This window comes from Roseburia lenta, assembly GCF_014287435.1.
GTDB classification, from domain to species: domain Bacteria; phylum Bacillota; class Clostridia; order Lachnospirales; family Lachnospiraceae; genus Pararoseburia; species Pararoseburia lenta.
In genome coordinates this window covers 1-25,658 of the sequence record NZ_JACOPG010000004.1, presented here as the reverse complement: position 1 = coordinate 25,658, position 25,658 = coordinate 1, and the positions used below count along the sequence as shown (strand labels likewise).

The following is a 25,658-nucleotide window of genomic DNA, read 5'->3' as shown; positions in this document are numbered from 1 at the left end:
TTAAACCGCTCCTTCCTTAGCCATTCCCTTTTGACGTGCAAACTCTGCCGCCCCAAGTGCTCCCATCAACTGTGGGTCGATCGGAAGATCGATGACTTTCAAATTCAATACCTTTTCGATGGCTTCCTTCAAGCCGTCGTTCTTGGCACATCCACCGGTCAAAGTGATGGAATCTACAGCACCTGCCTTCTTTGACATAACGAAGCAGCGCTTTGCAACGGATAACTCGATACCTGCTGCGATCTCATCCATCGGCTTGCCCTCTCCTACCAAAGAGATAACCTCTGACTCTGCAAATACGGTACACTGTGCCGTGATCGGGATCACATTCTTTGCCTTCAAAGATAACTTGGAAAACTCAGACAGATCCATTTCAAATGCCTTTGCCATTGCCTCAAAGAAACGTCCGGTTCCGGCTGCACACTTGTCATTCATGGCAAAGTTTAAAACGGTTCCGTCAGCATCAATGGCAATACCCTTGACATCCTGTCCGCCGATATCGATGATTGCCTTGACATTTGGGTCTGCTACATGCACGCCCATGGCATGACAGGAGATTTCTGAGATATTCTCGTCTGCGGAAGGTACCTTGTTACGTCCGTATCCGGTACCTACCAGATAAGCCAGATCATCTGCTGACTTTAAGTCCGGCACCTGGGCAACTGCCTTTTCAATGGATTCTTCACAGGAAAGTACCGCATTGATACGGCTGCGTAGTGTTACATCTGCTACCATCTTTCCTGTCTCATCGATGATGACACATTTTGTATAAGTTGATCCGGAATCACATCCGCCATAATATTTCATCTTGTTCCTCCTTTTACCATGAATGCTCGTCGTGCAATACTTCCAGCGACGGATCCAGTGGTTCTTCCTTAAATACAGTTCTCATATAACGATTGACCTGATCACGAACACCCTGACGGGATACGATACGAGGATCGAACAGATCGTGGGTTACCCAGATCAGATGAATACCTTTTTCTCTTGCCTTTTCCTCGAACTGTCCATGCATACCATCCAGTGCCTTACATGCCATGTGCTCCCAAAGGATGACCACATCGGCATTGAACTCTTCACAGAACTCCCAGAGTTCGTCTAAGAGAACCTTGTAACCACCGTGGGTACGGTTTCTCATGATCATATTCTCTGTCAGCCAAGCCATATCATAATATGCCTTTTCGCGGTTCTCCGGTGTATCTTCCTCTGCGATCATTTCGGTATTGACCATGGAAAGCATATCGGTCAGCGGAACGATGCCCCAGCAGTTTAAGATCCAGAGCAAAAAGTCCATATAAAAGTGTGACTGTACGCCCCATACGATAGCACGGTGACGATACTCTCTTGCCATCATCATCTTGTCTTTGTATGCCTGATTGGCAAGTGCGGTCAGTTTGCGGTCTACATTGACGAACTCCGGTACCTTACCACAGATAGCCATGTAGTTGGTCTCTGTATAAAGCGCAAGGTTGGAACCAAAGACCTGTGGATAATCGGTCTTGTTCATGTCCAGCCACTCCATACGGTGTCTGGTAGACTCATTGACACGCTTTGCACACTCAAAGTAGTAAGACCAATCCCATTTCTCGCCTGTCTTTTCTTCGATAAAGGCGATACAATTCTTGATCTCCTGTGCTGCGTAATCCTGTACGTCGTCCTCTCTGTGGCGCATCGGGGCTGCCAACTGGAAGATCGGGATACCGTCTTCTAATTCCAGACGCTTAGCAATACCACCGTTACTCATAAGGGAACCGTCACAGGTCGTATTACACTGTACGGCGCAGGCACCAAGGATCGGTGCATCATCATCAATGGAAACGCCAAGTTCTGCCTCCGGCATCGGACAAACATCACCGGCAAGTCCGTATTCCTGTGCCACATCAATATAATGAAGGGCTGCTGTTTGGTTCAGAAGAACGGATACATAGGTGGACGGCGTCTCACGGGAAAGTCCCTTCAAGGTAGGAAATCCCATCATAACGGCTGTCATTTCGTTCTCATCTACCAAAACGACCTTCTTAGAAAACTCCTCATCATTGCCGATGCGGCGGTCGCCACGGAAAAGATTGTCGAGAAGTTTTGCTACGTCATAAACGACCAGATCCTGCTCTAAATGGCACATACGAAGGTATGGTCCACGCAGTCCCTGTGTATGCTTATCTACCATCATCGGTACTGCCAGATAGTTTGCCATCCAGCGGTAACGGAACATGGCTTTGATATTTCTAGGTTTGATGATAAAGCCTGCCAACTGCTTCATAATATAAAGCCAACGTGTGTAATCATAAAAGGTATCTTTGAATCCACGCCACTCACGTCTGCTTCGTACTTTTCCATCGGTAAAAAATCTACCCAGCGCTTCTGCGCCTACTTCTTTTGCCATTATTTCTTACCTCCTTGAATCTTCTTGATCTCAATGCTCTCTACGAATGCCTGCACACGTGTGCGCATCTGACCGGAAGAGCCAATGGAATATGGACGATCCACAGCAAGTACCGGATAGCCGTGCTCATCACGGAGCACGATCGTACCGATCATACGCTCATAAGCCCATGGATCACAGAACTTCATCTGTTCGTAGATAATACCGTCTGCGCCGTATTCCTTGGCAAGATCTGCAACGTAATCACGTCTGCCAGTCATCTTTGCCATATCCCAATAACGCGGGCACTGTGCTCTGCCCTGCACCTGACGGCAGATCTGTTTTACCACGTCTTCCTCGTCATTTAGGATGATCTCATCACGTCCCGGCAAAGATCCGTAGCAGAAACGGTCTGCACATACATAAGCGCCGGATTCTTCTACCAGTTTGATGACATCAACATCATCCACCTCAGAGCCGACAAAAACAACACGAGCACGGTACTTGTCAGCCGCATCCGGCTCCCTGGTCTTGATCTCCTCCAAGGTCTCGCGGAGTTTGTCTAGGATCAGATGCTTTGGTGCCACGTAACTTGCCATGGTAAGGATGTGGAACTCATAGCCTGTCACGCGCGGATTGGCTTCCTTACGGAAGTCTCCGATCTGACGGATCAGACGGCATACTTCATTATGCTGATCTACTGCTGCACGGATCGCCTCATCGGATGTGTCGATACCATATTTTTCTGCCAGAGGCTTTAAGATATGGTTGCGGCACTGTAAGGTATACATTTCCAGCGCATTGTCATCGTTTTTCTGTGGAATCTCCATGTATTCCCAGAAAAATCCGTCCTTGCCCTGACCCATGGTCTTAAGCAGTTCCATGTTCTCTACGCAACGATTCATCATGGTACAGCCGTCCGGTGTCACGATACCATCTACGAAGTTGTAGCCGCCCTCAATGGCTCTCTCCAAAAGTGCTCTACTGTACTCGCACAAGAAACTTGTCATGTAGTAAGTAGCCATCTCCATAGAGCCTGTACGCGGTGCACGAAGTCTTACCGAAAATGTGCCCGGAAGATTTAAGAGTGGTTCCGGTACATTCTCGCAAGTCGTTGCGATACACTTAAGACCCTCGTCCTGTGCCTGACGCACAAGTTCGTTATTGGCATCTTCCAATAACTTTTCAAAATAATATAAGTGCTTTAAGTCTTTCACGCTTGCCCTCCTTTACGCTTCTAAGATTCCTATACCGATCAGAGCTTCCTTGGCTCCCCTGACGATTGCCGCATCATCATCCAAATAAAATACGCTCTCTCCCTTGAGATCGAACTCTGCCAAAGAGGCATCCGATAATATGTAGGAAAGTACCGGGATATCGCCCACGTCCATGTACTGTTTGACGTCTAAATTCGGAAGGCGGTTTGCGATCACGCCGACCTTGTCGTACATAACGAGTTCGTCTGCTACCTGCTTGATGGTCTTTACGACCTGTGTCCCCTTCTTGGAAGAGTCTGTGATCAGCATGAGGTGTGTCACCTTTTCCATGACACGACGGTTGATCTGCTCGATCCCCGCCTCGCCGTCGATCACGATATAATCATAATTCTCTGCCAAAAGACCAATAACTTCTTTCAGGTAACTATTGATCTTGCAATAGCAGCCTGCTGCCTCCGGTCTTCCGATAGCAATAAAAGAAAAGCCATCCATCTCGACGAGCGCGTCGAAAATACGGTATCTGGCTTCTCCTAATAATTCAATTGCCGCCTTAGCGTTGCCGTCCTCTGCGTTTGCAACCACCTCTTTGCGGATATCGTCTACCGTGAGTTTCACGTCCACACCCAAGGCGGTAGACAAGCCAACAGCCGGGTCTGCATCAATGGCAAGGATCCGCTTATCCGGATAGGCTGCCACCAAGAGTTTGACCATAACTGCTGCAAGCGAGGTCTTACCAACGCCACCCTTACCGGCAACGGCAAGGATCTTGGCATCAATCTTGTCTGTATTCATTTGCTGTCTCCCTTACTTTACTTATGCATAGCCCTTTATAAGAAGTTTATAAAAAGATTATTTAAAGTTTATCATAATCTATGCGCTTTTTCGACACATAATGCCACGATTGTGTAAAAATGTCATATTGCACAAATTATGTCCATTAATTTCATACATAATTACTATGCGTCGTTTATGCCACATATGTCTGTATTTATTACAAAATTACTTTTTTATAAGCCAACGGGACACTCCTTATGACAAAAGGGACGCTCCTTGTGGCAAAAGGAACGTCCCTGATTTTAATATCTTATTTACTTTTTATCAACAATTTTAGTGCTTCTTTTGCATCTGTCGACTTCTGCGAAGTTCTGCAATCAAAAGTGCAAATCCACCAACAATAATGAGGGCAAGTGCCATGCATGATACCGGTGAAGTTTCTCCGGTTACCGGTGCTTTGGCATTTACTGTTGTTTTCGGTGCTGCCTGATTATTGGTATTTGATGCCGCCTGCGTTCCACCGTTTGGCTGGACATTTGTAATGCCTGCAGTCGGGGTGGAAGGGGTTGGTGTTGTGACAGAGCCAGTATTTCCACTATTAGAAGATGCTGTAACTGAAAAGTTTGCCGTTGCTGTTCCGCCGATTGATTGAATAGCAATCGTATGGCTTCCCTTAGATAGCATATCTAGGAAAGACTGTTTCAGACGTACAATCGTACTACCTTCCGACACGTCATAATTGGACGGATCCACTATTACGCCATCGACCAATACAGCTACAAATTCGTTGAGTGGCGCACTAGAACGGAAGGTAAGTGCCTCTGCCTTGCCTATAACATGCTGTCCGTTATCTCCATCCTTCATTACCGGCTTTTCAGGAGCTGGCGTTGGCTCTGGATTCGGCGTCGGTTCCGGATTCGGTGTTGGTTCTGGATTCGGTGTTGGTTTCGGATTCGGTTCTGGATTTGGTGTTGGTGTTACATTGCGTGCTATTGCTGCTGGCAATGTAATTGTAGTATCAGCCGTAGGCGTTCCATTTACAACGATAACCGGTCCCCACCCTTCCAATACATATCTTGCCACTGTAATGCCATTTTTTGTAATCATCGGATAATCATCTTGAATATAGTAATCTTCGTCTGCGGTATAATATACCGGCTCCATTGCACCCAACAAATTGGTCTGTTGTTCTGCGCCATGATATGGATGACGCGTTAATCCTTCTCCTGCAATGAGTGTCACACTATACGTCTTTGGTTTTGCTTCACCACAATAGATACATTTATCGTTCTCATTATAAGAATGGCAGCACAGTTGGTAATATGTCTTGTTCAACTGTGGAGTTCCAATATTTACATTTGTACACCCTTTAAACATATCTGTGTTCCAGTCTGATCCCAACATTGTAGCACTCGGCAATGTAGCATTTGGTAATGTCCATGCTATCGTGTGACTACTATCCTTTGTACTCGTCATGGATAAATTCTTGCAATTCTTAAACATACATCTATAACAATCTAGCGCTAATTTTGTAGCTGGCAGATTTGGAATTTGCTGTAGCGATGTACATCCCTGAAACATGCCATAATAGCATTCCTGCCGCAATGTCGTTGCTGGCAGTTCTGGAGCTTTTGTTAGGGATATACAATCTTGAAACATATTAGAGTAACACCAGTCATCCAGAGTTGTTGCCGGCAACTTGTCTGGTCCTGTTTTCATATTCGTGCATCCTGAGAACATACTTATATAGGCATTATACCCCAGCGTAGTTGCTGGTAATTCCGGGGCTGTGACTAAGTTCTTACAATTCTGAAACATACACGCATATCCATTACTCCCTACCCGTGTTGATGGTAATTCCGGGGCTTGTGTAAGACCATCACAATTCATAAACATGCCTCCAAAGCCAGACGCTACTGTATCAGGATTTCCACCATTCCCATCTTTAAGACTAGTTATACTGCCAGACGCAGCGATTTTTCCCGTCATGGTAAAAGCTGGGTTTATATAAGTATTTATATTAAGTTTGGTAAGTTCTCCTCTAAATTGCACACTGTCGTCTACCTTGGCTAAGGTGATTTTTGTTCCTTTCACATAAGTTGTCCAATTCGTACCACTATCTTTACTAATCTCCACACTTTCTTCTGTGTTCCATGTGAATGACAGGGTCGATCCAGCCTCCTCTGCCGTAAAAGTTAGATAATTCGGCGTTGTCTCTCCCTCTGCAAACACCTGTAATGCCTGACTTGGCATCAATCCAAGCACCATTCCTAAGCATAAGAAAGCTCCTAGAATTTTTCCAAATGTCTTTTTCATAATCGTTCTCCTCGTCCTTATTTACAATGTTTACGCATCTTGCAGACTCCCACAAGGATTACAGCAAGTCCTCCTGCGATGAGCAAAGCAAGTATCACAGATGCCATCGACGATGCTTCTCCCGTTACCGGTGCTTTGACATTTGCTGTTGTGTTCTGTGCTGCCTGATTATTGGTATTTGGTGTAGTCGGCGTTCCACCATTTGGCTGGGCATTTGTAATGCCTGCGGCTGGTGCTGCTTCCGGCGTTGGTGTCACGATGTCCACAGCCTTTTCTGTGCCACAGTAGATGCACTTTCCATCACTACCATAGGAATGATTGCAGGTCTGATAATAAACGGTATTCATCTGTGGTTCCTTAGAGCCATTTCCCAGATCAACATTTGGGCATCCCTCAAACATGATTGCATTCCAATTCAACTCCTCAGTGGCATCCGCAAGCGACCATGCTAATGTATGATCTGCATCCTTTGTGGTCGTAAGAGAAAGTCCAGTACAACCATCAAACATACCGCGATAACAAGCTGTTGCCAATGTGGTTGCCGGTAGTTTTGGAACCTGTGTCAATGATGTACAATTTTGAAACATAAAAACATAACATATACCTGATAAAGTCGTTGCCGGTAATTCCGGTGCCTGTGTCAGACTGGTGCAATCTTGGAACATATGTGCAAAACAATCACTAGGCAACGTTACATTCGGGTCTCCACCATTTTCGTCAATCAGGCTGGTCACACTGCCGGATGCCGCAATCTTACCGGTCATCCTTACATGATTGACATTGGCTCTGTTATTTGCCACAAAACCTCTGCCTTTAAAAGAAACGCTATCGCCTACATTTGCCAATGTAATTGTCGTACCCCTTGCATAGGCAGACCATGTTGTGCCATGATCTGTGCTGGTCTGAACATCACTTGCGCTCGCCCATGACAAGGATAAGGTCGAGCCTGCCTCCTCTGCCGTAAAGGTCAGATAATTCGGCTCCGTAGCCGCCTTTACCTGTAATGCCCCGCCAGGCATACATCCAATCAACATGCCCATGCATAGACCTGCGCCAAGTATTTTTCCGAATAACTTTTTCAACTTCATAAGCGTTCTCCTCCGTTTCACTGGTGTCAAACATTGTAGTAGCCACCATATCTTGTATCTATCATACCGAATTTTGGGGCTTAAAATTTCGCTCAGCGCGAAGTGTCGTTTTTAGGGTGTGAAATGCAATCGCTGTCATTGAAAAAGAAATTTACATATACTAAGATAGAACTATCACTGATAGATCATTTTTTGAGGGAACTATAAAATGCTGGCACGGACAAGCTTACGGATTGCCGTTTGTGACGACAGTCCCATCTTTTTAAACAAAACAAAAACATACATAGAAACATGGTCTGCCAACACCGGACATGCGGTTCAGATTTTTACCTACGACAATGGTGATGCTCTCATCGAAGCACACAAGGACTGTCATATGGATATCATTTTTCTTGATATCATTATGCCTCTGTTGAACGGGATGGATACTGCCCGCGAACTGCGTCAGCACGACCGTGCTGTTCAGATTATATTTTTGACATCATCGCCGGAATTTGCCTTAGAATCTTATGAAGTAAGGGCACAGGGATATATCCTCAAGCCCGTATCACAGGAAAAATTAACAAAAGAATTAAATGAACTTGCCATACAATATGACGAAGAGCCAAAGCATCTGATTTTAAAAACAGCCTTTGGCTATCAGAAACAATATTTTCACGATATTGAATATATAGAAGCCCAGAACAAACGCGTTCTCTTTCATCTTTGTTCCGGGCAGACTTTAGAAATACCAGAGCCACTGAACCACTTTGAACAACAGCTATTGAACACAGACGGTTTCTTCAAATGCCATCGTTCCTATCTGGTTTATTTGCCCAATGTCAATCATTTCAACAATAACGAACTCACAACACGATCCGGGCAGACCATTCCGATTGCCCGAGGATACGGAAAAGTTTTCAAAGAAGCTTATTTTTCAACCCTGTTTGCTGAATGATTTTTTATGGAGATTATTGTATGATTTTAGGAATGCTACAACTTACCCACAATGCGACTACATTACTTTTTGGCGTTTACCTCTCCGCTGCCTTTCTCGGCATTGTGATGAAACGCTCTAATATCCTGCGGTTACTTGGATTTTCCTGTGCAACCGGGCTGCTTTATCTCGGTGTGTTTCTAACCTTAGGCGAAGCCATGACGAGGGAGCTCTATCCTTTGATTGTACATCTGCCCTTGATTCTCTTACTGGTCTTATATTATAAATATCGCCCTCTGGTAGCAGCCATTTCCGTTCTGACGGCTTATCTCTGTTGTCAGATTAGTAACTGGGTTGGCATAGCTTTTCTTACACTGACCCACGAACAGTGGTGCTATTATGCTATCCGCATCGTTGTGACTGTGATGGTTTTCTTATTTTTACTGCTGCATGTATCAGACGCAACAGCAAGGCTCTTGGAAAAATCAACAGAATCACTTGCCATTTTGGGTATCATTCCCTTTGTCTATTATATTTTTGACTATGCAACGAACGTCTATACATCACTTCTATATTCTGGAAGCAAAGTTGTCGTTGAGTTTTTAGGTTTTGTTCTCTGCACCACCTATCTGCTCTTTCTCTTTTTATATTTCAAACAATACGAAGAGCAACAGGAAACCCTGCATCAAAACCAGTTGATGGAACTTATGCGCGACCAGTCTCAAAAAGATCTCGTCACCTTGCATCAGGCGCAACAGTCTGTTTCCATCATGCGACACGATATGCGGCATTTTCTCCTTGCCATTTCTTCCATGATTGAAAACGACAAAAAGGAGGATGCACTGAACTATATCCATGAGCTCGTGTCTACTTCCGATCAAATGGCAATCCAGAAATACTGCACCAATGAACTGGTCAATACCGTTTTATCTGCCCAGGACGACCTCTTAAAAAAGCAGGATATCCGCCTCGAACATACCATACAAATCCCAAATACTCTGCCACTATCCGATGTGGATGTGACAGCAATTTTATCCAATGGTTTGGAAAATGCGATGCACGCTGTATCTAAACTTCCCATCGAGCAGCGCATTATTACACTCCATATGCGCATGCACGATGAGAAGCTGCTCATTTCCATCAAAAATCCTTGTGCCACTCTGCCTGAAATCAAAGATGGCATGCCACAAAGCAAAAAGCTTGGACATGGTTTTGGCACCAAGAGCATCCGCTACATTGCAGAAAAAGCAGGTGGAAACTGCCAATTTACAGTGGATGGGAATTACTTTGTCTTGCGGGTAATTGTGTAGAGGGTTAGGAAATCGGTTTGAATATGTAACCAAAAGCATCCACTGCGTAGCCACGAATTGCGCACGATAATCTTGTATATCTCTGCATAGAATCCTCCTCGTTCCATCAACACATCATGGCTGCCGCCAGCCTGCAGTATAAAATGCCCGCAACTGTCTGAGAGCCACTTAGGACTGCGGAGTTGAAATGCTGATAACCGGCAGGAGGATATGGACGCGGAACTGCTGTTTTTCATGGTAGACATGCATCTGTCCCTTGTGAAGTTCTACCATCTTCTGACTGCTGCGCAGTCCAATATGATTGCTTTCCACCGTGCCGACATCCTGCTTGATCGTATTGATCAAAAGAATACCGAGCATGCCCTGTTCCACCCGCAGGCGCACATAGATAGGCTTTCCCTTGTCAGCATATTTTAGGATATTGGAAAAGAGATTGCTCGACATACGTTTTAACATCATCTCATCCGCATACATAATCCCCTCGATATCCTCCATCTGCCCCTCGATCGTAAAGCCTGCCAGTTCCACAAACTCGCAGTTGCCCAGAAGGATTTCTTTTACCTGCCCGATCTCCATGCGTTTTAAGACCGCTTCTTCATTAGTCTCATAGGCAAAAGCATACTCAAACATGTGATCCGTCAGTGCCTTGATATCGGCTGTTTTTTGCAGGCACTTGTTCAGATATAAAGCCCTCTTTTCCTCATCCGCGTTATCCATGCGCAAAACTTCCAGATAGCCGTTTAATACTGTAAGCGGGGTGCGCAGGTCGTGTGAAATTGCGGAGATCAGTTCCTGATTGGTCTGGCGGATGGCATCTTCCTGCTTGATATTTTCATCCAGGGTCTTGCGCAGGATATCCAGTTCTTTTGCCACGATCCCGACTTCATCCTCGCCGCATTGGGGAATGGCATGAGTCAGATCGCCCTGGGACATATTAACGACAGCATCCTTGAGTCCGTCCATGCGCTTGATGACGCTCCCCATATAGGAAAGTACCCCCAGGAAAAATATGAAGATACTAAAAAGGGCAGATGCGATCACATAAGGATAGACAAACCTCGTCCGCATAAAGGAGGAATAGACGACATCATAGGTACCGTTGGCAAATTGCACCGGCACAATGTTAGTGTACTCTCCCAAAATGTCCATGCTGTCTGATATGATGGATCCGTACATGATCTTTTCTATGACTTTCGCCGCGTGTCCCGCACGAAAGAGTCCGTCATCATGGCCATAGATATAACATCCGATATAATAACTGGTATGTTTTTTCAAAAATGGACGAAATGCCTTCTGCGCTGTTTTGTCGCTCTCCAATTCCGGCACATTGTAATTGACGGCATCTTCCTTTATCTGTTCAATATAGGTATCCTCGTCAAACCAACTGATCAGATGCAGGTTTTCAAAGACATGACAGACCGACTCCTGCAGATTCCAAAGTCCCCAGAAAAGAAGAATGCTGACCGCCAGCATAATAAGAATAACCACAAAGAGTTTGGTGCGGATCTTCCATTTGCCCGGACGATGTTCCTCTAAGCAGTGGAGCATGGCATTTTTCTTCTCTTTAGTCACAGCGGTACCCCCTTCCCCAGACCGTCTTGATTATGGTCGGATTTTTCGGGTCCTTCTCGATCTTGCAGCGGAGATTTCGCATATGCACCATGACCGTGTTGTTGGCTCCATAATAATATTCTTCCTGCCAGATACTCTCATACAGATGCTCCGCCGAAAAGATCTGCTTGCGGTTGGTCAAAAGCAGATGCAAAAGGGCATATTCCGTATCGGTCAGTTCAATGACCTGCCCATTCCGGCTGACTTCCCGTCTTGTCTCATTGAGGACGATATCCTGATAAGAAATGATGCGCTCTGCCGTGCCCTTCTTTGATGCCGCTTCCCTGACCGACATATTCTTCCCCTGATATACATGATAGCGGCGGATCAGTGCCTTTGCCCGACTGACAAGTTCGTTATAGGAAAAGGGCTTTACCAGATAGTCGTCCCCACCGCTGGAAAATCCCAGCATCTTATCATCTTCCTGGGATTTGGCACTCAGAAAAAGGATAGGCGCGTTGCTGTTCTTTCGGATCTCCACACAGGTCTGATAGCCGTTCATCCCCGGCATCATGATATCCAGGATGATCAGGTCAAAAGCATATTTTGCCGAAGCCTCGATCGCCTGCTCGCCATTTGCCGCCTCGGTCACCTCATATCCCTCGCCCCCCAAAAGAAGATAGATGACCTCCCGGATCTCCGGATTGTCATCCACCACCAAAATATGGGAAGCCGCCGGCTTCCCTTGTTCTTCCATTGTCCTTGTCTGTATCTCGCTCATCTGTCGCTTCTCCCAACCCCATTTTCTGTCTGTATTTGCCTACAGTATAACAATTTTTTGCCGGCTTGGAAGAAAATTAAGAAAACTTTAGAAATAGATCCTCCTACCAGAGATCGTAAAACGGCATGGTCTCACGGTTACGGAATTCGTGTTTTTCATAGTAGCCGATCAAATGTCCGTCCTCGGCACGCAGGGCGATCATATAGATATCTTTCTGCTGTTTTTCATTGAAAAAGGTATGCACGATATTGTGATCTTTGTCTGCCGCAAACCAGTCCACCACACGCTTTATCATTTCTTTTGACTTATCATTGTGGCAGGCAAGCAGACTGCGCCCGATCAGATCTGCCCCGCCCCACTTTACATAATCTTTGATGGCAGCCGGGTTCATGTAGATGATCTCATGCTCCAGATTGCAAAGTACCACGTCGCAACGGTCCTGATCGACCAGGCTCTTAAAATATTCTAATGCATTTTCCATGATGTCTCTCCTTTTAACTTGTTATCTTTATGCGTTTTCTATCCCTTTGCCTGTGGCTTCCTGCGGCAATGGGATGCCCAATTCTTTGATCGCATCCATAATGTGACTGGTGGATATGTCCCGAAATTCTAATTGCCCGAATACAGAAAAAATCCATTCTACCGAAAGATCCAGCCATTTTTCCACATGCGGATCGATGACCTGGGATGAGCCATCTGCACATGCTTCGTTGGCAAGACTATAGCCGTGTGGTCCCTTTTGGAAAAGATGATACTCTAAGAGACAGCCCTTTTCTTCATATGCCATCACCAGATCCAGGGTCGATCTCCTGGTGAGCGTATCCTCTGCGGTCGTAAACATAAATAGTGGTGGTGCGTCCTTGGTCACTGCCTGCACCGGGTTCAGCCAGATCTTTTCTTCTTTCGCCGGTCCCTCTTTTCCGAAAAAGAGCATCTGCATCAGTTCCGAGCCCTGTCCGCTCATGTCTGTCGCCGGATAGCCCAAGATCAGCCCATTCGGTCGGTTCTTTCCCAGCAGACCGCTGGATAATGCCAGATGTCCGCCTGCCGAAAAACCACAGGCAAGGATCTTGTCCGCATCCACATACCAGTCGTTCGCATGTTCACGGATCAGACCGATCGCCCAGTCCATTTCCTTTAATGGCTGGAAACCTTTGACTTCCCAGCCCAGGGAATAATGCAGGACAAATGCCTGTATGCCCTTGGCTGCATATGCCAAAGCCACCGGTTCTGCCTCGCGTGGTGATAAATACACATAACCACCGCCGGGACAGATCACAAGAGCCGGTCGCACCAGATCCTGTCCTAATTTCAGACCGCTATCCTGTATATAGCACTCCAGCCAGACCTTATCATTGTCCGGGTAATTTATCTTTTGATAATGCATGTCTTTTACGCCTCCTGTTACCACTTTGTTGTCCTCTATTATAGCATGCGATCAAAAAAAGACCACTACCTCTTTGCTATCCCTGATACCTTATTCTTTCTACCAGCGTTTCCTTTTTCAGATTACTGCTTAAAACGAGGGAAAGCACAATCTGTAAAAGACCGACCAGCAAAATCATAGCAAGAATTGGTGTAATTGGAACATGATAGACATTCATTCCAAATATTCCATTATGTTTTGCATAGGAAAAAAGTGCATAGCCAAGTGGCAGACCAACGATAAGTGCTACACATATAGTGCCAACCGTAAAAATCAGTCCCTGTAACTGCAGGCATAAGTTTAATTGTTTATTTGTCATGCCCACAGCCTGCAATACACCATATTCCTGCTTTTTTGTCGTAATATTCATGATCATGGTGTTTGCCATATTCATAAAACCGATGAATCCTACAACCGCCATAAACAGATAACAGCCAAGCTTCATCGTGCGAGCTGAGAATTCTGCAGATTGTAACTGCGCATGATAAGTATCCATTTTTATATGCGAAGTATTAGAAATCAATGTATTCAGATTTTGCTCCACAGATGCCACATCTTTTTTGTCACAGTCCACCCACAGATAGCCATAGGCTGTTCCTCTCGGATTCATGGAACGGTATACGCCTTCCGGAATGACAAGGTAAGTGTCCGCACTTACAAAGGATCCTGCAATCTTTCCCTGATAGGTATAGGTTCCACTTCCATTCTCAAAGTCAAATGCAATGGATTCACCCGGAGCATATCCATCTTGTTCCATCCACATCGACCAACCAAAGAAAATTTCACCATTCTTTACCGCCTGATCATAGTCCATAGAGCCAATATCCCCGTCCTGGCGCATAAAATCAAAATCCTTTTTACTCACAACAGCAGCCGGATATCTTGTTCCGTTCAGATTTACAGAGACAATCTCTCTCGTCATGACATCTGTCACTCCCGGAATGCTTTTGATTTCTTCAATCAGCGAATCATTCAATGGATCATCCGTCAGAATCGTATCCAGATTATTCTCCGGATATCTTTCATCATACTCAGCAGAATAGTCAAGCTGCAGTTCAAATTGTCCATGATTAACGGAAAGACGTGCTTCATGCTCCGTGTCAATATTTCCCACATAATTAGAAATAATCACAAACAATGCGCAGGAAAGCCCCAGTGTGAGGATGGTACCAATGGTTCTTTTTGGGTTACCCATTACATTTGCCATTGCCATAGAAAACACAGTGACATTTTTTCTGCCATTTCGTTTTCCTTTTTTGTGTGTTTCTGCATTTTCTAAATACCGTGTTGCTTCGATAGGTGAAATCCGTGAAACAATTTTCATTGGTTTACGCAGTGCCAAAGCAACGGTAAGAAATGATACGAAAATACATAGGAGCATAACAGGCAGGGAAAACAGTGGCACCTGCTGATTTTGAACTCCCATAGAGCCAGTTTCGGTTGATACAAGATTCCCCTGTTCTACCAGCCAGTTAAAACCGCATTTTGCAATCAGAAAGCCAAGAAGCAATCCAACCGGTCTGGAAGAAATTGCCAAAAAAATACCCTCTCTGAAGATCAGTTGTTTCATCTGCTTTTTTGTCGCTCCCAGAGCCTTGATTTTTCCATACTCCTGTATCTTGTTGGCAATACCGACCTGAAAAATATTATAAATGACCACAACAGAGAAAAGTACAATTGCAAGAATCAAAACCCCGCATACCGCAATCGTTTCATAACTCGGCTGCAAGACCCATTGCAAATAGAGATCATTGACTATAACGTTTTTTTCTTCGATCCCACAAGCTGCTGCAATCTGCTTTATAACCGAATCAATATTATTCATAGATACATTTGCAGAATCATTTAAAGTAAAATAAATATTATACTGTCTGTCATTCTCTGCGACGTGCTCATCATAAAACTCCTGTGACCCGAAAGCAACATAAGATGCCTCGATGGTATACTCATCCCGATCATATAGGATTCCGCTGACAACAAATTCTTCCGGCTTATATTCTGACTGCATCCCTGCGCGGTAATCCAGTGTAACCGTATCTCCGATCTTTACATCACCATACCCCATTGCACGAAAAAATGCTCTTCCTGCGGCAATTTCCTGCATTTTTTCCGGATACTTTCCTTCCTTCAACTCATATTCTTTATTATAAGGAAGCATTTTTCTTGCAGTCTCATCCATGCAAACAAACCCGCCTTTTTCATTGCCTTTTATGATACCTTCGGTGCACATAGTGCCTGTAGCATCTATTTCCGCACGGCGGTTTACTTCTTTTAACTGCGCTCCGTCTGCGGAAACAAACAGACCATAATTGCTTCCATATGATCCTGCCGCCTGACTTTTCTGTAAATGAATTACCCCATTTCCCACAGTACTGATGATAACAAGCAGCATCGTGGCCAGACAGATTGCCATCATGATCAGTATACTTCTTGTCCTGTTCCTTTTGTCATTGCTATATGCAATCCTGCTTATTGTCTTCATCTGAAATCCACCACCTGTCCATCCTCAATTACCAGAATACGATCAGCGACCTGTGCAATTTCTTCATCATGGGTAATCATTACAATTGTCTGTCCATATTTTTTTGCTGTCATCTTAAGCAAAGCGATTACCTCATCACTGGTCTTAGAATCAAGATTTCCTGTCGGCTCATCCGCAAATATAATTTCCGGACGATTTACCAGGGCTCTTGCAATCGCTACTCTCTGCTGCTGTCCTCCGGATAACTGATTTGGCAGATTATAAATCCGGTTTTCAATCCCCAGAGTTGCAATAATATCATTTACATATGCTTCATCCACGTTTCTTCCATCCAGTCCCAGGGGCAGTACAATATTTTCCCAGACATTAACAGATGAAACCAGATTAAATGCCTGAAAAACAAATCCGATTTTTCTTCTGCGGAAAACAGCAAGGGCATCTTCCTTCATCCTGTATAAATCTTTCCCTGCTAAAGTAACACTGCCTTTTGTCGGGGTATCAAGCCCTCCAAGCATATGAAGTAATGTACTTTTACCGGAACCTGACTTTCCAACAATTGCGACAAATTCTCCCTGCTCAATCTGAATGTCCACCTGATTGACCGCTTTGACCTGATTCTCACCTGCGCCATAAAACTTACAAAGCTGCTTGGTTTCTAATATCACACTCATGTGTTGCCTCCTTCTCAATTCTGTAAAGCGTATCTTTTCAGTACGCTTTCTTTGGTCTTTTTTCAACCTACATCCAGATTGTAGCAGGACAATCTTTCATTTCACTTTCAAAAAACGAGCAGAAGTCTTACAAAATTGTAAGATTTCTGCTCGCTTAAAATTTAACCAACATATGGTAATTGAATCACGAACGTGCTTCCTTTTTTCTTTTTGCCAGAGGCTACCGTAATCGTTCCTCCGTGTTTTTCGATAATTTCTCTCGATAGAAAAAGTCCGATTCCTGTACCACTCTCTTCCCTGACCTCCTTGGAACTTCCTCTGTAAAATCGTTGAAAAATTTTGTGATACTCATTCTGCGGAATACCGATTCCCTGATCCTCAATTTCCATTCTTACAAGATTGTTTCTTTTTTGTAACCGGATAAATATTTTTGAACCACCCGGACTGTACTTGATTGCATTATCCAAAACGTTGATCACAGCTTCACCAAGCCATCTTTTATCCTGCATAACCATGCATGTTTCCAACTCTTTTTCATAGTCAAAAACGAATTCAATTCCTTTCTCATCCGCTTTGGGATAAGTACGGTTCACAGCAGATATGACAGTATCCATAAGCGGAAGTTTTTTCTTATTAATCTGAATCAGCCCAGTTTCCATCTTGGATATTTCAAGAAGCGACTGCAATAATGTCTCCAGTCCATCCAGAGCACTCCGACAACGGATACGAAACTCCTCCTGTTCTGTGGCACTTAAGTCATTCTGCATCAGTACACTAAAACATGTATCCAAAGCTGCAACCGGTGTCTTTAACTGGTGAGAGATATCAGAAACCATTTCTTTCGTGCTCTCTTTTTCTGCCCGTGCTTCTTCCTTTAGCAACTGAATATGATGTCCGATTGCTTCAAGCTGGTCATTCAATTTTTCCAGTTCTTCGTAATTTTCCGTTTGCAGTAAATCATCAAATTTATTTTCACGAAATCTGATCAGAATTTCTTCCAACTGGTCTAAAATTTTCTGATGACACGCATCTTCTTTTTTCCTCCAATAAAGTAAAAAAGTCAAAAGAAGCACGCATATCACAGTGCTTACAGCACTGGTCACCATAACCTGATGCCGGAATTGCGAATAAAATGCATTCCCTTTATTCTCCCAGTATCCATATTGCTCCAATAATTGCCTGCCCTGTTCGTTGGTTTCAATATCCTTATCCTTAAGCAATTCCGAAACAGCATCCAGCCCGGAAATTTCTTCCTTTGCAGCAATCTCTGTCATAAGATTCATTTTATCTTTATAATCTTCATAAAACACATACGTGGTAAAGCAATTTAATATTGCAAACAATACTATGACAGGTAATACCAAGGAGAGCACTACTGTAATCTTCTTGCGATATCTCTTTGTCACTGCCTTACCTCCTGATTCCATATATACCCAAGACCTCTGATATTCTTTATATAGACCGGTGCAGCCGGATTGTCTTCGATTTTCTCACGGAGTCTTCTGATATTGACAGCGATTGTATTTTCATCCACAAAATCCCCTTCTAGATCAAACACATTTTCCAATATTTGTGTTTTTGAAAGAATCTTTTTCGGATTTTGAAGAAAAAAAGTCAGCATTTTCAATTCCGTTTTTGTCAGACTGATTTCACGACTCTTTATCAGGACTTTCATTTCTCCTGCAATAAATACGATATCTCCCGAAATCATCTTGCGGGCTTCCGTTTTCTCCTGTCTGCGGCGGAAATGTGCTTCTATTTTCAAAAGAAGTACCGAAAGACTAAACGGCTTTGTAATATAATCATCTGCCCCTGCTTCATATCCCATAACCTGATCCATCTCCTGATCTAGTGCTGTAAGGCAAATAATATATGTATTATAATTGCATCTCATCCACCTTATAAATTCCAGTCCATTCCCATCCGGAAGATTCACATCACAGATCGTAACATCCACATTATTATCACTTGCAATTCTTTTCGCTTTTTTCATTGATTCTGCTGAAAAAACCTCATATCCGGATTTTTTCAGTGAGAATGTAATTCCACGATTTAAATTTTCATCATCTTCAACCACGAGTATACCTGGCATAGCATATGCACCTCTCTTTATTAACTATGTATTTAAGTGTAATTGCAACTTTTAGACAATCTCATCAAATTCCGATTTGTATAATCACTTAATTTAAGGGTTTCATTAGCTGTTATATTTTATTAATAAACTCCCCGCTAACCCTTATAAACACTAACTTTTCTGTAGGTGAGTTTTCCCTTAGATATTCCCTTGTGTTATATCGTTTCACAAGGCTTTACGAACCCTCATAAGAGAAAAAATAAGGGAAGCAAAATCGCATACCACATTATAGCATAATATGAACGGACTGTGTGAACTGCTTGAAATGCTTTTTGAATTTTACAGAAAAGAGGATTGGTTTAATGAACATAATATATGCACTTGCCAAAGTTGGGGAAGTGAGTATCAGTACTGCCTTGAATTTGTTTCGTAATGTACTGAATACATCTCCTGTCAACTATCTGATATGCTACAGGTTAAGGAAGGCAGCATTACTTCTTACCAATACAGGAAAAAAAGTAAGTGCCATTTCAATAGAAACTGGATTCAGTAATACAGATTATTTCTGTAAAACATTTAAGAGAAGGTATTCCTTAACTCTTACAGAGTATAGAAACGTAAAGAAATGAATTATCCGACGAAAAAAAGGCGACTGCTGAATTGGATTTCGATGCATTTTAACAGAAAATTCACGGCTTGTATAATGACATTGTGTTGACATCGCCCGAATTTCTGCATATACTATACTTGAATGGAGGTGTTCTGTATGGCAACAACTAATTTAAATATTCGTACAGACAAGGCAATCAAGGATCAGGCGGAAGAAATCTTCAATGAGCTTGGTCTGAATATGACAACTGCTGTAAATATGTTCCTGAGAACCGCTATCCGTGAGAATGGTATTCCTTTTGAATTAAAACTGGAAGTACCGAATGATACTACAGCCGCTGCCATTGAGGAAGGCAGAAAAATAATGAAGGATCCTTCTGCTCCACGTTATTCCAGTATGGATGCGCTTAAGGCAGCTCTCGACGTATGAAATACGACATTCAGTTTACCAATCAGTTTAAAAAGGATTTGAAGCTTGCCAAAAAGCAAAATAAAAATCTTGATAAGCTGTTTGAGGTAATCGATATTTTAGCGAATGGCGGTACGCTGGATGCAAAATACAGGGATCATGATCTTACAGGCAACTATAAAGGAACGCGTGAGTGTCACATTGAACCGGACTGGTTGCTTATTTATGAGATTCACGGAGATGTGCTTGTTTTAATGCTCTACCGACTTGGTTCACATTCTGAGTTGTTTAAGAAATAAGTACAAATCGAAATTTACTTCTACTTAGACATACAAACTGTTGACAGTAAAACTCCTATATAGTATTATTTGATAAAATACTATATAGGAGTTTTTGTGTGAAAATGAATGGCGGATTTCTTGTGACCAAAATAAAACAGCTTGGAGACCGGATTTTCGAGAAGATTCTCAGTGAAAAGAATATTGATGCGTTTAATGGAGCTCAGGGACGTATTCTTTATGTGCTGTGGCAGGAGGATGGTATCTCAATCAGGTCACTCTCGACTAAATGCGGATTAGCGATAACATCTCTTACTACGATGCTGGAAAGAATGGAAAATCAAGGGCTGATAAGCCGTGTTCAGTCTGAAACGGACAAAAGGAAAACACTCCTGTTTCTGACTGAGAAAGCACATGCCTTAAAGGGCGAGTACGATTCTGTATCTGATGAGATGGGCAGTATTTACTACAAAGGTTTTTCAGAGGAAGAAATTACCCGGTTTGAGGAATGCCTCGACCGCATCAGAAAGAATCTTGAGGAGTGGCAGAAGTCATGAGTATTTGTATCAAAGATCAGATTCAGAACATGAATATCGTCATTGGCTGCACAGTGGGGTGTACATATTGCTATGCCCGCAACAACGTGAAACGCTGGCATATGATTGATGATTTCGCTGACCCTGAATTCTTTCCGGGTAAGCTCAAGATGATGGAAAAGAAACGTCCGCAGAACTTTCTTCTTACCGGGATGAGCGATCTCTCCGGATGGAAGCCGGAATGGAGAGACGAAGTATTTGCAAAGATCCGTGAAAATCCGCAGCATCAGTTCCTGTTCCTTACCAAGCGACCTGATTTGCTGGATTTTGATACCGATCTGGAAAACGCATGGTTTGGCGTTACGGTGACGAGGAAAGCAGAACTGTGGCGTATCGACGCCCTTCGGAAAAACGTCAGAGCAAAACATTACCATGTTACCTTTGAGCCGTTATTCGACGATCCCGGCACAGTTGACCTTTCCGGAATCAATTGGATCGTTGTCGGCACCATGACCGGAGCTCAGAGCAGGAAGATTCATACGGAGCCGGAATGGGCATGGTCTCTGGCGGACCAGGCACATAAGCTCGGCATTCCGGTGTTTATGAAGGAAGACCTTGTCCTTATCATAGGGGATGAAAATATGATTCAGGAAATGCCGGATGAATTCAATAAAGTGTTAGAGGTACAGAAATCATGGAAGAAGTAATAAATGGAATCCTCATTCGTGAGGTGGAAACAAAGAACATCATGACTAAGTCTAGTCTGCCGGTAGGCGGTTACTCGGTCAATCCCTATGTGGGCTGTACACATGCCTGCAAGTATTGCTATGCTTCTTTTATGAAGCGCTTTACCGGGCACAAGGAGGAATGGGGCACTTTCCTTGATGTGAAGCATTGGCCGGAAATTAAGAATCCGAAGAAATATGCCGGACAGCGGGTGGTCATCGGTTCTGTGACAGATGGCTACAATCCACAGGAGGAGCAATTCGGGAATACCAGAAAACTTCTGGAGCAGCTGATCGGCAGTGACGCAGATATTCTGATCTGCACAAAGTCGGATCTTGTGGTACGAGATATTGATCTGCTAAAGAAGCTTGGACGAGTAACCGTTTCATGGTCGATTAACACACTAGATGAAAATTTCAAGAACGATATGGACTCTGCTTCTAGCATTGAGCGCCGTATCGCTGCAATGAAGCAGGTATATGAAGCAGGTATCCGTACAGTCTGTTTCGTATCTCCGGTATTCCCCGGTATCACGAATTTTGAAGCAATCTTTGAGAGGGTAAAGGATCAGTGCGATCTGTTCTGGCTCGAAAATCTCAATCTTCGAGGCGGTTTCAAAAAGACAATTATGGATTATATCGCCGAAAAATATTCTGATCTTGTACCGCTTTACGATGAGATCTATAACAAGCATAACCGCAGCTATTTTGAAGCGCTTGAAGTAAAAGCTGCGGAAATGGCTAAGAAGTATGATTGTCCCTTTGTGGATAATGAAATGCCTTATGGCAGAGTCCCGCAGGGACATCCGGTGATCGTAGATTATTTTTATCATGAGGAAATCCGAGGGACAGAGAATACAGGAAAAAGAAATCGCTAACTTCCAGTTTGTAAACCTCAATAGAATAGCAGTTTATTAGCATCGGTCGGAGAAATCTGATAGGTGCTTTCTTTATGCTCGGCAAAAATGCCGGGCAATTTTTATACCCATTTTGCAGAGAGGAGGAGCCTATGGCGGGAAGTAGAATCAAGGGTATCACTGTCGAGATCGGCAGCGATACCACCAAACTACAGACAGCCTTAAAGGGTGTAAATTCAGAAATCAAGAATACGCAGAACCAGCTCAAGGATGTCGAAAAGTTCCTGAAACTAGATCCAGGCAACACCGAGCTGCTGGCGCAGAAGCAGAAGTTCCTCTCCAGCGCCGTCAGTGAAACAAAGGAAAAACTCACTACTCTCAAGACTGCTGCAGAGCAGGCAAATCAGTCTGCCACTGCTGTGCAGAAGATTGCTACTGCTGGTGAAAGCCTGAAGTCTGCAGGCGATAAGGTTTCCTCCGCCGGTGAAAAGTTCCTTCCTGCCTCTGCTGCAGTTACAGTTCTTGGCGTTGCTGCTGTAAAAACAGCATCCGATTTCGATTCTTCTATGAGCCAGGTAGCCGCCGTGTCCGGTGCAACCGGAGAGGATTTCGACAAGCTCCGCGCAAAGGCTCGTGAGATGGGTGCGAAGACCAAGTTCTCTGCATCCGAGGCTGCGGATGCCATGAACTATATGGCGATGGCCGGATGGAAAACCTCCGACATGCTGGATGGTATCGAAGGTATCATGAACCTTGCTGCGGCATCTGGTGAGGGCCTTGCCACCACATCGGATAATTCTGTTAGCCACGGCCGATACCTCCTTCCGTAAAAATGGGCATAAAAAAAGCCCCGATCTCTCCAGGCATAAAAAAGCACCAACCATTTCTGATTGATGCTTTCAAATTACTTTGTTTTTGTAAATCTGTTTAATTGCGTATCTACATCTCTTCCACCGTACATAACACGGATAATCGTAACCACTTGTGTATCATCATCCGGAATATATAGAACAAGATAATTGTCTACTAGCGCTACGCGTAGCCCTCGACTTTTCCATGGTTGCAATTCATATTGTCGATATCTCTTCGGCATATGATCAAGATCCATAATACATGCTTCAAGCCTATCAAGTTGACCACTTGCATTTTCTGGTGCCTGCAGTTCAAAAGCAATGTATTCGAAGATTCCACGAAGGTCTATCTCGGCCTGATCTGAAATCTCGATATCATAAATCATAAACTGTAATCATTGCGGATATCAGCAAAAACAGATTTTGCTGATCTAGTACGACCAGCCTGCATATCCGCATATCCTTTTTCTAGTTCTGCATTCATCTGTGCTTCTGATAATGCACTAACGTCTACAGGACGAGTGGATGGCATTTTCACTTCAAAAGGAAGCCCTCTTTGAAGAATAATTTGTTTGTAAAACATATTTATTGCATTGGATGCAGGAATTCCTAATGCTGCTAAGATTCCTTCTGCCTGTTCTTTTACATCAGGCTCTATGCGTGCGTATAAATTTGCTGATTTTGTTGCCATAGTAAACACTCCTTTCGAGTTTTTTCTAACTATATTATATCCATTTGTCCTGACAAGGGCAATACAAAATCAATATTTTACAAATTGTTCATACTCCAAAATCTACCAGTTGATTAAAAAGAGCTCTACAATAAGAATTATCGTTAATGACGTGCAGCGGTCGGAAACTTCTCCAGCCGCTGTTTTTCTCACTTTTCTTATCGTTATAAAGTGAACCCCAGGGTTCATTTTTGACATCAATACTACCGTCTCCACATGGCTCGGTTGTTCAACGAAAAACATACTCACCCCCTATTGTACAAGGAAATGGTGGAACGCACCTTTTCCCTTAAAATCTAGGCTTTCGAGCCTGCGATAACCTTGAATTGTCCTATAATTTGTATAGGCAAACAGGGTAAAGTTCTGTTCCTTAAACTTCATTTTTCATGTCATCCCTGCAAACTTGAATTTATATAATTATTCCTCTAACTTTCCCCATTTTATAGGCTTTCCTGCCTGTCCATTAGTGAAATGATATGTAGTTTCCCTTATTTTTGCCCTTATGAGATAATCACAAGGGAAATAAGGGAATTTTTTTTAATCATTGCCTACCACTTTATCAAGAAGCCGAACCGATTTTCGTTTCGCATCTCTTGTGGAGTGAGCATAGACATTCATTGTGGTACTTACATCTGAGTGTCCTAATAATTCCTGCACATCTTTTGGAGCAGCTCCATTTGCCAAAAGGTTGCTTGTATAGGTGTGACGTAACTGGTGGAAATGAAAGCCTTCAAATCCCTCTAATGTTTTTGCCACCTTTCTGCATACCGTCCCCAAAGTAGTCGGAAGTTCCAGACAACCATCCGGTCTTAAGCAGACGAAAGAAATTTCTTTATAATCTGCCGGGACTTCCTCTGTTCTGTCTAAGCAGTAATATTCGTAGTACACTCTGTTTTTCTCTTTGACCGCTTTGTAGTAGTTCGTGTGATAAAGTTCTCCGTACTGCATTCGATTTTTTAACTGCTCTTTCCGGGCATTACGGAAAATCTCTACCAGCGTATCTCCAAAATCAACAATCCTCACTTTTTTCCGCTTGGTTGGTCCGATGATATATTTGCGCTTTGAGCCATCGTATCGGATGCTACGTCTTATGGTAAGGCATTGTTCTTCCAGATTTACGTCCTGCCACGCCAAACCGCAGGCTTCTCCAATACGAAGCCCGGCATAATAGGCTATCTGGATTGGAAGTATTGCGGCTGGGTTCTTTTTTTTCAGATAAGCAAGCAATCTTTCATAATCTTCTCGTGAAATTGGTTGGATATTTCCGTCCATGTCCTCGTCTGAAAACAAATCAACTTCATCCGTCTGATACCGCAGTTTAATATACTGCATGGGATTAAACGTAATATACTGTTTTGGAAATACTGCAAAGCGGAAGGACTGCTGCATGACTGCGGAAAAAGAATGGATGTAATCTTTGCTGTAACCCTTTCTCTCTTTTCCGTCGGGATGAACTCCCCCGAAGGAAAGCAAATCAAAAAAGGATTGCAAATGTTCAGAGGTTACATTTTTCAGTTTCCGTTCTGCCAATGGGTGTTTCTTAATATTTCGGATTGTTCCGAGGTAATTCTCCACCGTACCATTGCTGAGCGTACCTGTTTTTAATTCCTCCTCTGCCCACACATCCAGAAGTTGTCCGACTGTGAGATTTTCCGCTTTGGCAACAAATTTCTTTTTCTCATAATCATCCATTGC

At 43.6% G+C, this 25,658-nt stretch carries 25 protein-coding genes and 1 pseudogene; 9 read left to right on the top strand and 17 right to left on the bottom strand.

Annotated features, from left to right (window positions below):
* From H8R94_RS10020 to H8R94_RS09995, 6 genes are all read right to left on the bottom strand, one after another.
* On the bottom strand, positions 1–807 hold the full coding sequence (locus H8R94_RS10020; RefSeq protein WP_118282184.1) for an acyl-CoA dehydratase activase: 807 nt from the start codon (positions 805–807) through the stop codon (positions 1–3).
* Positions 808–820: 13 nt separating this feature from the next.
* Positions 821–2,383: a 2-hydroxyacyl-CoA dehydratase family protein gene (locus H8R94_RS10015; protein ID WP_118282187.1), complete on the bottom strand. Its 1,563-nt coding sequence runs from the start codon at positions 2,381–2,383 to the stop codon at positions 821–823.
* The gene (locus H8R94_RS10010) at positions 2,383–3,579 is read right to left on the bottom strand and encodes a 2-hydroxyacyl-CoA dehydratase family protein (RefSeq protein WP_118282190.1); all 1,197 of its coding nucleotides are present in this window, start codon (positions 3,577–3,579) and stop codon (positions 2,383–2,385) included. Before H8R94_RS10010 ends, H8R94_RS10015 begins: the two co-directional genes overlap by 1 nt.
* A 12-nt stretch (positions 3,580–3,591) precedes the next feature.
* Positions 3,592–4,371 carry an ATP-binding protein gene (locus H8R94_RS10005; RefSeq protein WP_118282193.1) on the bottom strand — a complete coding sequence of 260 codons (780 nt, stop codon included), beginning with the start codon at positions 4,369–4,371 and terminating at the stop codon, positions 3,592–3,594.
* Between the two features lie 315 nt (positions 4,372–4,686).
* Entirely contained in the window at positions 4,687–6,669 is a 1,983-nt protein-coding gene (locus H8R94_RS10000) for a hypothetical protein (protein WP_186854573.1), read from the bottom strand.
* A 17-nt stretch (positions 6,670–6,686) separates the two neighbouring features.
* Positions 6,687–7,757, bottom strand: a complete 1,071-nt coding sequence (locus H8R94_RS09995) for a hypothetical protein (protein WP_186854572.1) — start codon at positions 7,755–7,757, stop codon at positions 6,687–6,689.
* Positions 7,758–7,965: 208 nt separating this feature from the next.
* On the opposite strand from H8R94_RS09995, the gene H8R94_RS09990 reads away from it, so the two are divergent.
* Together H8R94_RS09990 and H8R94_RS09985 are read left to right on the top strand one after the other, a co-directional pair.
* Entirely contained in the window at positions 7,966–8,694 is a 729-nt protein-coding gene (locus tag H8R94_RS09990; RefSeq protein ID WP_186854571.1) for a LytR/AlgR family response regulator transcription factor, read from the top strand.
* A gap of 20 nt (positions 8,695–8,714) precedes the next feature.
* Positions 8,715–9,983, top strand: a complete 1,269-nt coding sequence (locus H8R94_RS09985) for a sensor histidine kinase (RefSeq protein WP_186854570.1) — start codon at positions 8,715–8,717, stop codon at positions 9,981–9,983.
* A 168-nt stretch (positions 9,984–10,151) separates the two neighbouring features.
* Here H8R94_RS09985 and H8R94_RS12390 read toward each other — a convergent pair whose 3' ends face one another.
* The 8 genes from H8R94_RS12390 to H8R94_RS09945 form a co-directional block, all read right to left on the bottom strand.
* Positions 10,152–11,555, bottom strand: coding sequence for a sensor histidine kinase (locus H8R94_RS12390; RefSeq protein ID WP_178011135.1), 1,404 nt, complete (start codon positions 11,553–11,555; stop codon positions 10,152–10,154).
* Complete coding sequence (locus H8R94_RS09975; protein ID WP_243238498.1) at positions 11,548–12,315, bottom strand: response regulator transcription factor; 768 nt, start codon at positions 12,313–12,315, stop codon at positions 11,548–11,550. The genes H8R94_RS12390 and H8R94_RS09975 overlap by 8 nt, the downstream gene beginning before the upstream one ends.
* A gap of 103 nt (positions 12,316–12,418) precedes the next feature.
* Positions 12,419–12,796 (bottom strand): PAS domain-containing protein, encoded by a 378-nt coding sequence (locus tag H8R94_RS09970; RefSeq protein ID WP_118282214.1) that lies wholly within the window; start codon positions 12,794–12,796, stop codon positions 12,419–12,421.
* 27 nt (positions 12,797–12,823) lie between these two features.
* Complete coding sequence (locus tag H8R94_RS09965; protein ID WP_118535672.1) at positions 12,824–13,702, bottom strand: alpha/beta hydrolase; 879 nt, start codon at positions 13,700–13,702, stop codon at positions 12,824–12,826.
* Positions 13,703–13,778: 76 nt separating this feature from the next.
* Entirely contained in the window at positions 13,779–16,223 is a 2,445-nt protein-coding gene (locus H8R94_RS09960) for an ABC transporter permease (protein WP_186854569.1), read from the bottom strand.
* Positions 16,220–16,894 carry an ABC transporter ATP-binding protein gene (locus tag H8R94_RS09955; protein ID WP_118535676.1) on the bottom strand — a complete coding sequence of 225 codons (675 nt, stop codon included), beginning with the start codon at positions 16,892–16,894 and terminating at the stop codon, positions 16,220–16,222. The genes H8R94_RS09960 and H8R94_RS09955 overlap by 4 nt, the downstream gene beginning before the upstream one ends.
* 161 nt (positions 16,895–17,055) lie before the next feature.
* Positions 17,056–18,321: a sensor histidine kinase gene (locus H8R94_RS09950; protein WP_186854568.1), complete on the bottom strand. Its 1,266-nt coding sequence runs from the start codon at positions 18,319–18,321 to the stop codon at positions 17,056–17,058.
* Positions 18,297–18,986: a response regulator transcription factor gene (locus tag H8R94_RS09945; protein ID WP_186854567.1), complete on the bottom strand. Its 690-nt coding sequence runs from the start codon at positions 18,984–18,986 to the stop codon at positions 18,297–18,299. Before H8R94_RS09945 ends, H8R94_RS09950 begins: the two co-directional genes overlap by 25 nt.
* Positions 18,987–19,330: 344 nt before the next feature.
* Between H8R94_RS09945 and H8R94_RS12455 the strand changes: the two genes are divergently transcribed.
* The 7 genes and pseudogenes from H8R94_RS12455 to H8R94_RS09910 all read left to right on the top strand — a co-directional run.
* Entirely contained in the window at positions 19,331–19,597 is a 267-nt protein-coding gene (locus H8R94_RS12455) for a helix-turn-helix domain-containing protein (RefSeq protein ID WP_186854566.1), read from the top strand.
* A 137-nt stretch (positions 19,598–19,734) separates the two neighbouring features.
* Positions 19,735–20,007, top strand: coding sequence for a type II toxin-antitoxin system RelB/DinJ family antitoxin (locus H8R94_RS09935; RefSeq protein WP_118535682.1), 273 nt, complete (start codon positions 19,735–19,737; stop codon positions 20,005–20,007).
* Complete coding sequence (locus H8R94_RS09930) at positions 20,004–20,285, top strand: type II toxin-antitoxin system YafQ family toxin (protein ID WP_118282235.1); 282 nt, start codon at positions 20,004–20,006, stop codon at positions 20,283–20,285. The genes H8R94_RS09935 and H8R94_RS09930 overlap by 4 nt, the downstream gene beginning before the upstream one ends.
* A gap of 98 nt (positions 20,286–20,383) precedes the next feature.
* A complete protein-coding gene (locus H8R94_RS09925) occupies positions 20,384–20,821 on the top strand; it encodes a radical SAM mobile pair system MarR family transcriptional regulator (protein ID WP_119226565.1) in 438 nt (145 codons plus the stop codon).
* Complete coding sequence (locus H8R94_RS09920) at positions 20,818–21,507, top strand: radical SAM mobile pair protein A (RefSeq protein WP_118282241.1); 690 nt, start codon at positions 20,818–20,820, stop codon at positions 21,505–21,507. The genes H8R94_RS09925 and H8R94_RS09920 overlap by 4 nt, the downstream gene beginning before the upstream one ends.
* Positions 21,495–22,403 carry a radical SAM mobile pair protein B gene (locus H8R94_RS09915; RefSeq protein WP_186854565.1) on the top strand — a complete coding sequence of 303 codons (909 nt, stop codon included), beginning with the start codon at positions 21,495–21,497 and terminating at the stop codon, positions 22,401–22,403. Before H8R94_RS09920 ends, H8R94_RS09915 begins: the two co-directional genes overlap by 13 nt.
* Before the next feature lie 131 nt (positions 22,404–22,534).
* Positions 22,535–23,176: pseudogene (locus H8R94_RS09910) on the top strand (phage tail tape measure protein); the annotation flags it as partial.
* A 110-nt stretch (positions 23,177–23,286) separates the two neighbouring features.
* Here the strand turns inward: H8R94_RS09910 and H8R94_RS09905 are convergent.
* The 3 genes from H8R94_RS09905 to H8R94_RS09895 all read right to left on the bottom strand — a co-directional run.
* A complete protein-coding gene (locus H8R94_RS09905) occupies positions 23,287–23,619 on the bottom strand; it encodes a type II toxin-antitoxin system RelE/ParE family toxin (RefSeq protein ID WP_118282246.1) in 333 nt (110 codons plus the stop codon).
* Positions 23,616–23,924 (bottom strand): type II toxin-antitoxin system RelB/DinJ family antitoxin, encoded by a 309-nt coding sequence (locus H8R94_RS09900; protein WP_118282249.1) that lies wholly within the window; start codon positions 23,922–23,924, stop codon positions 23,616–23,618. Before H8R94_RS09900 ends, H8R94_RS09905 begins: the two co-directional genes overlap by 4 nt.
* Before the next feature lie 576 nt (positions 23,925–24,500).
* Positions 24,501–25,658, bottom strand: a 1,158-nt coding sequence (locus H8R94_RS09895; RefSeq protein WP_186854564.1) for a tyrosine-type recombinase/integrase, incomplete at its 5' end; no start/stop codon positions are given.

Bases quoted from the DNA above. Each gene is read 5' to 3' on its own strand.
- H8R94_RS10020 (WP_118282184.1), bottom strand. From the start codon at position 807: ATGAAATATTATGGCGGATGTGATTCCGGATCAACTTATACAAAATGT.
- H8R94_RS10015 (WP_118282187.1), bottom strand. From the start codon at position 2,383: ATGGCAAAAGAAGTAGGCGCAGAAGCGCTGGGTAGATTTTTTACCGAT.
- H8R94_RS10005 (WP_118282193.1), bottom strand. From the start codon at position 4,371: ATGAATACAGACAAGATTGATGCCAAGATCCTTGCCGTTGCCGGTAAG.
- H8R94_RS10000 (WP_186854573.1), bottom strand. From the start codon at position 6,669: ATGAAAAAGACATTTGGAAAAATTCTAGGAGCTTTCTTATGCTTAGGA.
- H8R94_RS09995 (WP_186854572.1), bottom strand. From the start codon at position 7,757: ATGAAGTTGAAAAAGTTATTCGGAAAAATACTTGGCGCAGGTCTATGC.
- H8R94_RS09990 (WP_186854571.1), top strand. From the start codon at position 7,966: ATGCTGGCACGGACAAGCTTACGGATTGCCGTTTGTGACGACAGTCCC.
- H8R94_RS09985 (WP_186854570.1), top strand. From the start codon at position 8,715: ATGATTTTAGGAATGCTACAACTTACCCACAATGCGACTACATTACTT.
- H8R94_RS09975 (WP_243238498.1), bottom strand. From the start codon at position 12,315: ATGAGCGAGATACAGACAAGGACAATGGAAGAACAAGGGAAGCCGGCG.
- H8R94_RS09970 (WP_118282214.1), bottom strand. From the start codon at position 12,796: ATGGAAAATGCATTAGAATATTTTAAGAGCCTGGTCGATCAGGACCGT.
- H8R94_RS09965 (WP_118535672.1), bottom strand. From the start codon at position 13,702: ATGCATTATCAAAAGATAAATTACCCGGACAATGATAAGGTCTGGCTG.
- H8R94_RS09960 (WP_186854569.1), bottom strand. From the start codon at position 16,223: ATGAAGACAATAAGCAGGATTGCATATAGCAATGACAAAAGGAACAGG.
- H8R94_RS09955 (WP_118535676.1), bottom strand. From the start codon at position 16,894: ATGAGTGTGATATTAGAAACCAAGCAGCTTTGTAAGTTTTATGGCGCA.
- H8R94_RS09950 (WP_186854568.1), bottom strand. From the start codon at position 18,321: ATGGAATCAGGAGGTAAGGCAGTGACAAAGAGATATCGCAAGAAGATT.
- H8R94_RS09945 (WP_186854567.1), bottom strand. From the start codon at position 18,986: ATGCCAGGTATACTCGTGGTTGAAGATGATGAAAATTTAAATCGTGGA.
- H8R94_RS12455 (WP_186854566.1), top strand. From the start codon at position 19,331: ATGAACATAATATATGCACTTGCCAAAGTTGGGGAAGTGAGTATCAGT.
- H8R94_RS09935 (WP_118535682.1), top strand. From the start codon at position 19,735: ATGGCAACAACTAATTTAAATATTCGTACAGACAAGGCAATCAAGGAT.
- H8R94_RS09930 (WP_118282235.1), top strand. From the start codon at position 20,004: ATGAAATACGACATTCAGTTTACCAATCAGTTTAAAAAGGATTTGAAG.
- H8R94_RS09920 (WP_118282241.1), top strand. From the start codon at position 20,818: ATGAGTATTTGTATCAAAGATCAGATTCAGAACATGAATATCGTCATT.
- H8R94_RS09915 (WP_186854565.1), top strand. From the start codon at position 21,495: ATGGAAGAAGTAATAAATGGAATCCTCATTCGTGAGGTGGAAACAAAG.
- H8R94_RS09905 (WP_118282246.1), bottom strand. From the start codon at position 23,619: ATGATTTATGATATCGAGATTTCAGATCAGGCCGAGATAGACCTTCGT.
- H8R94_RS09900 (WP_118282249.1), bottom strand. From the start codon at position 23,924: ATGGCAACAAAATCAGCAAATTTATACGCACGCATAGAGCCTGATGTA.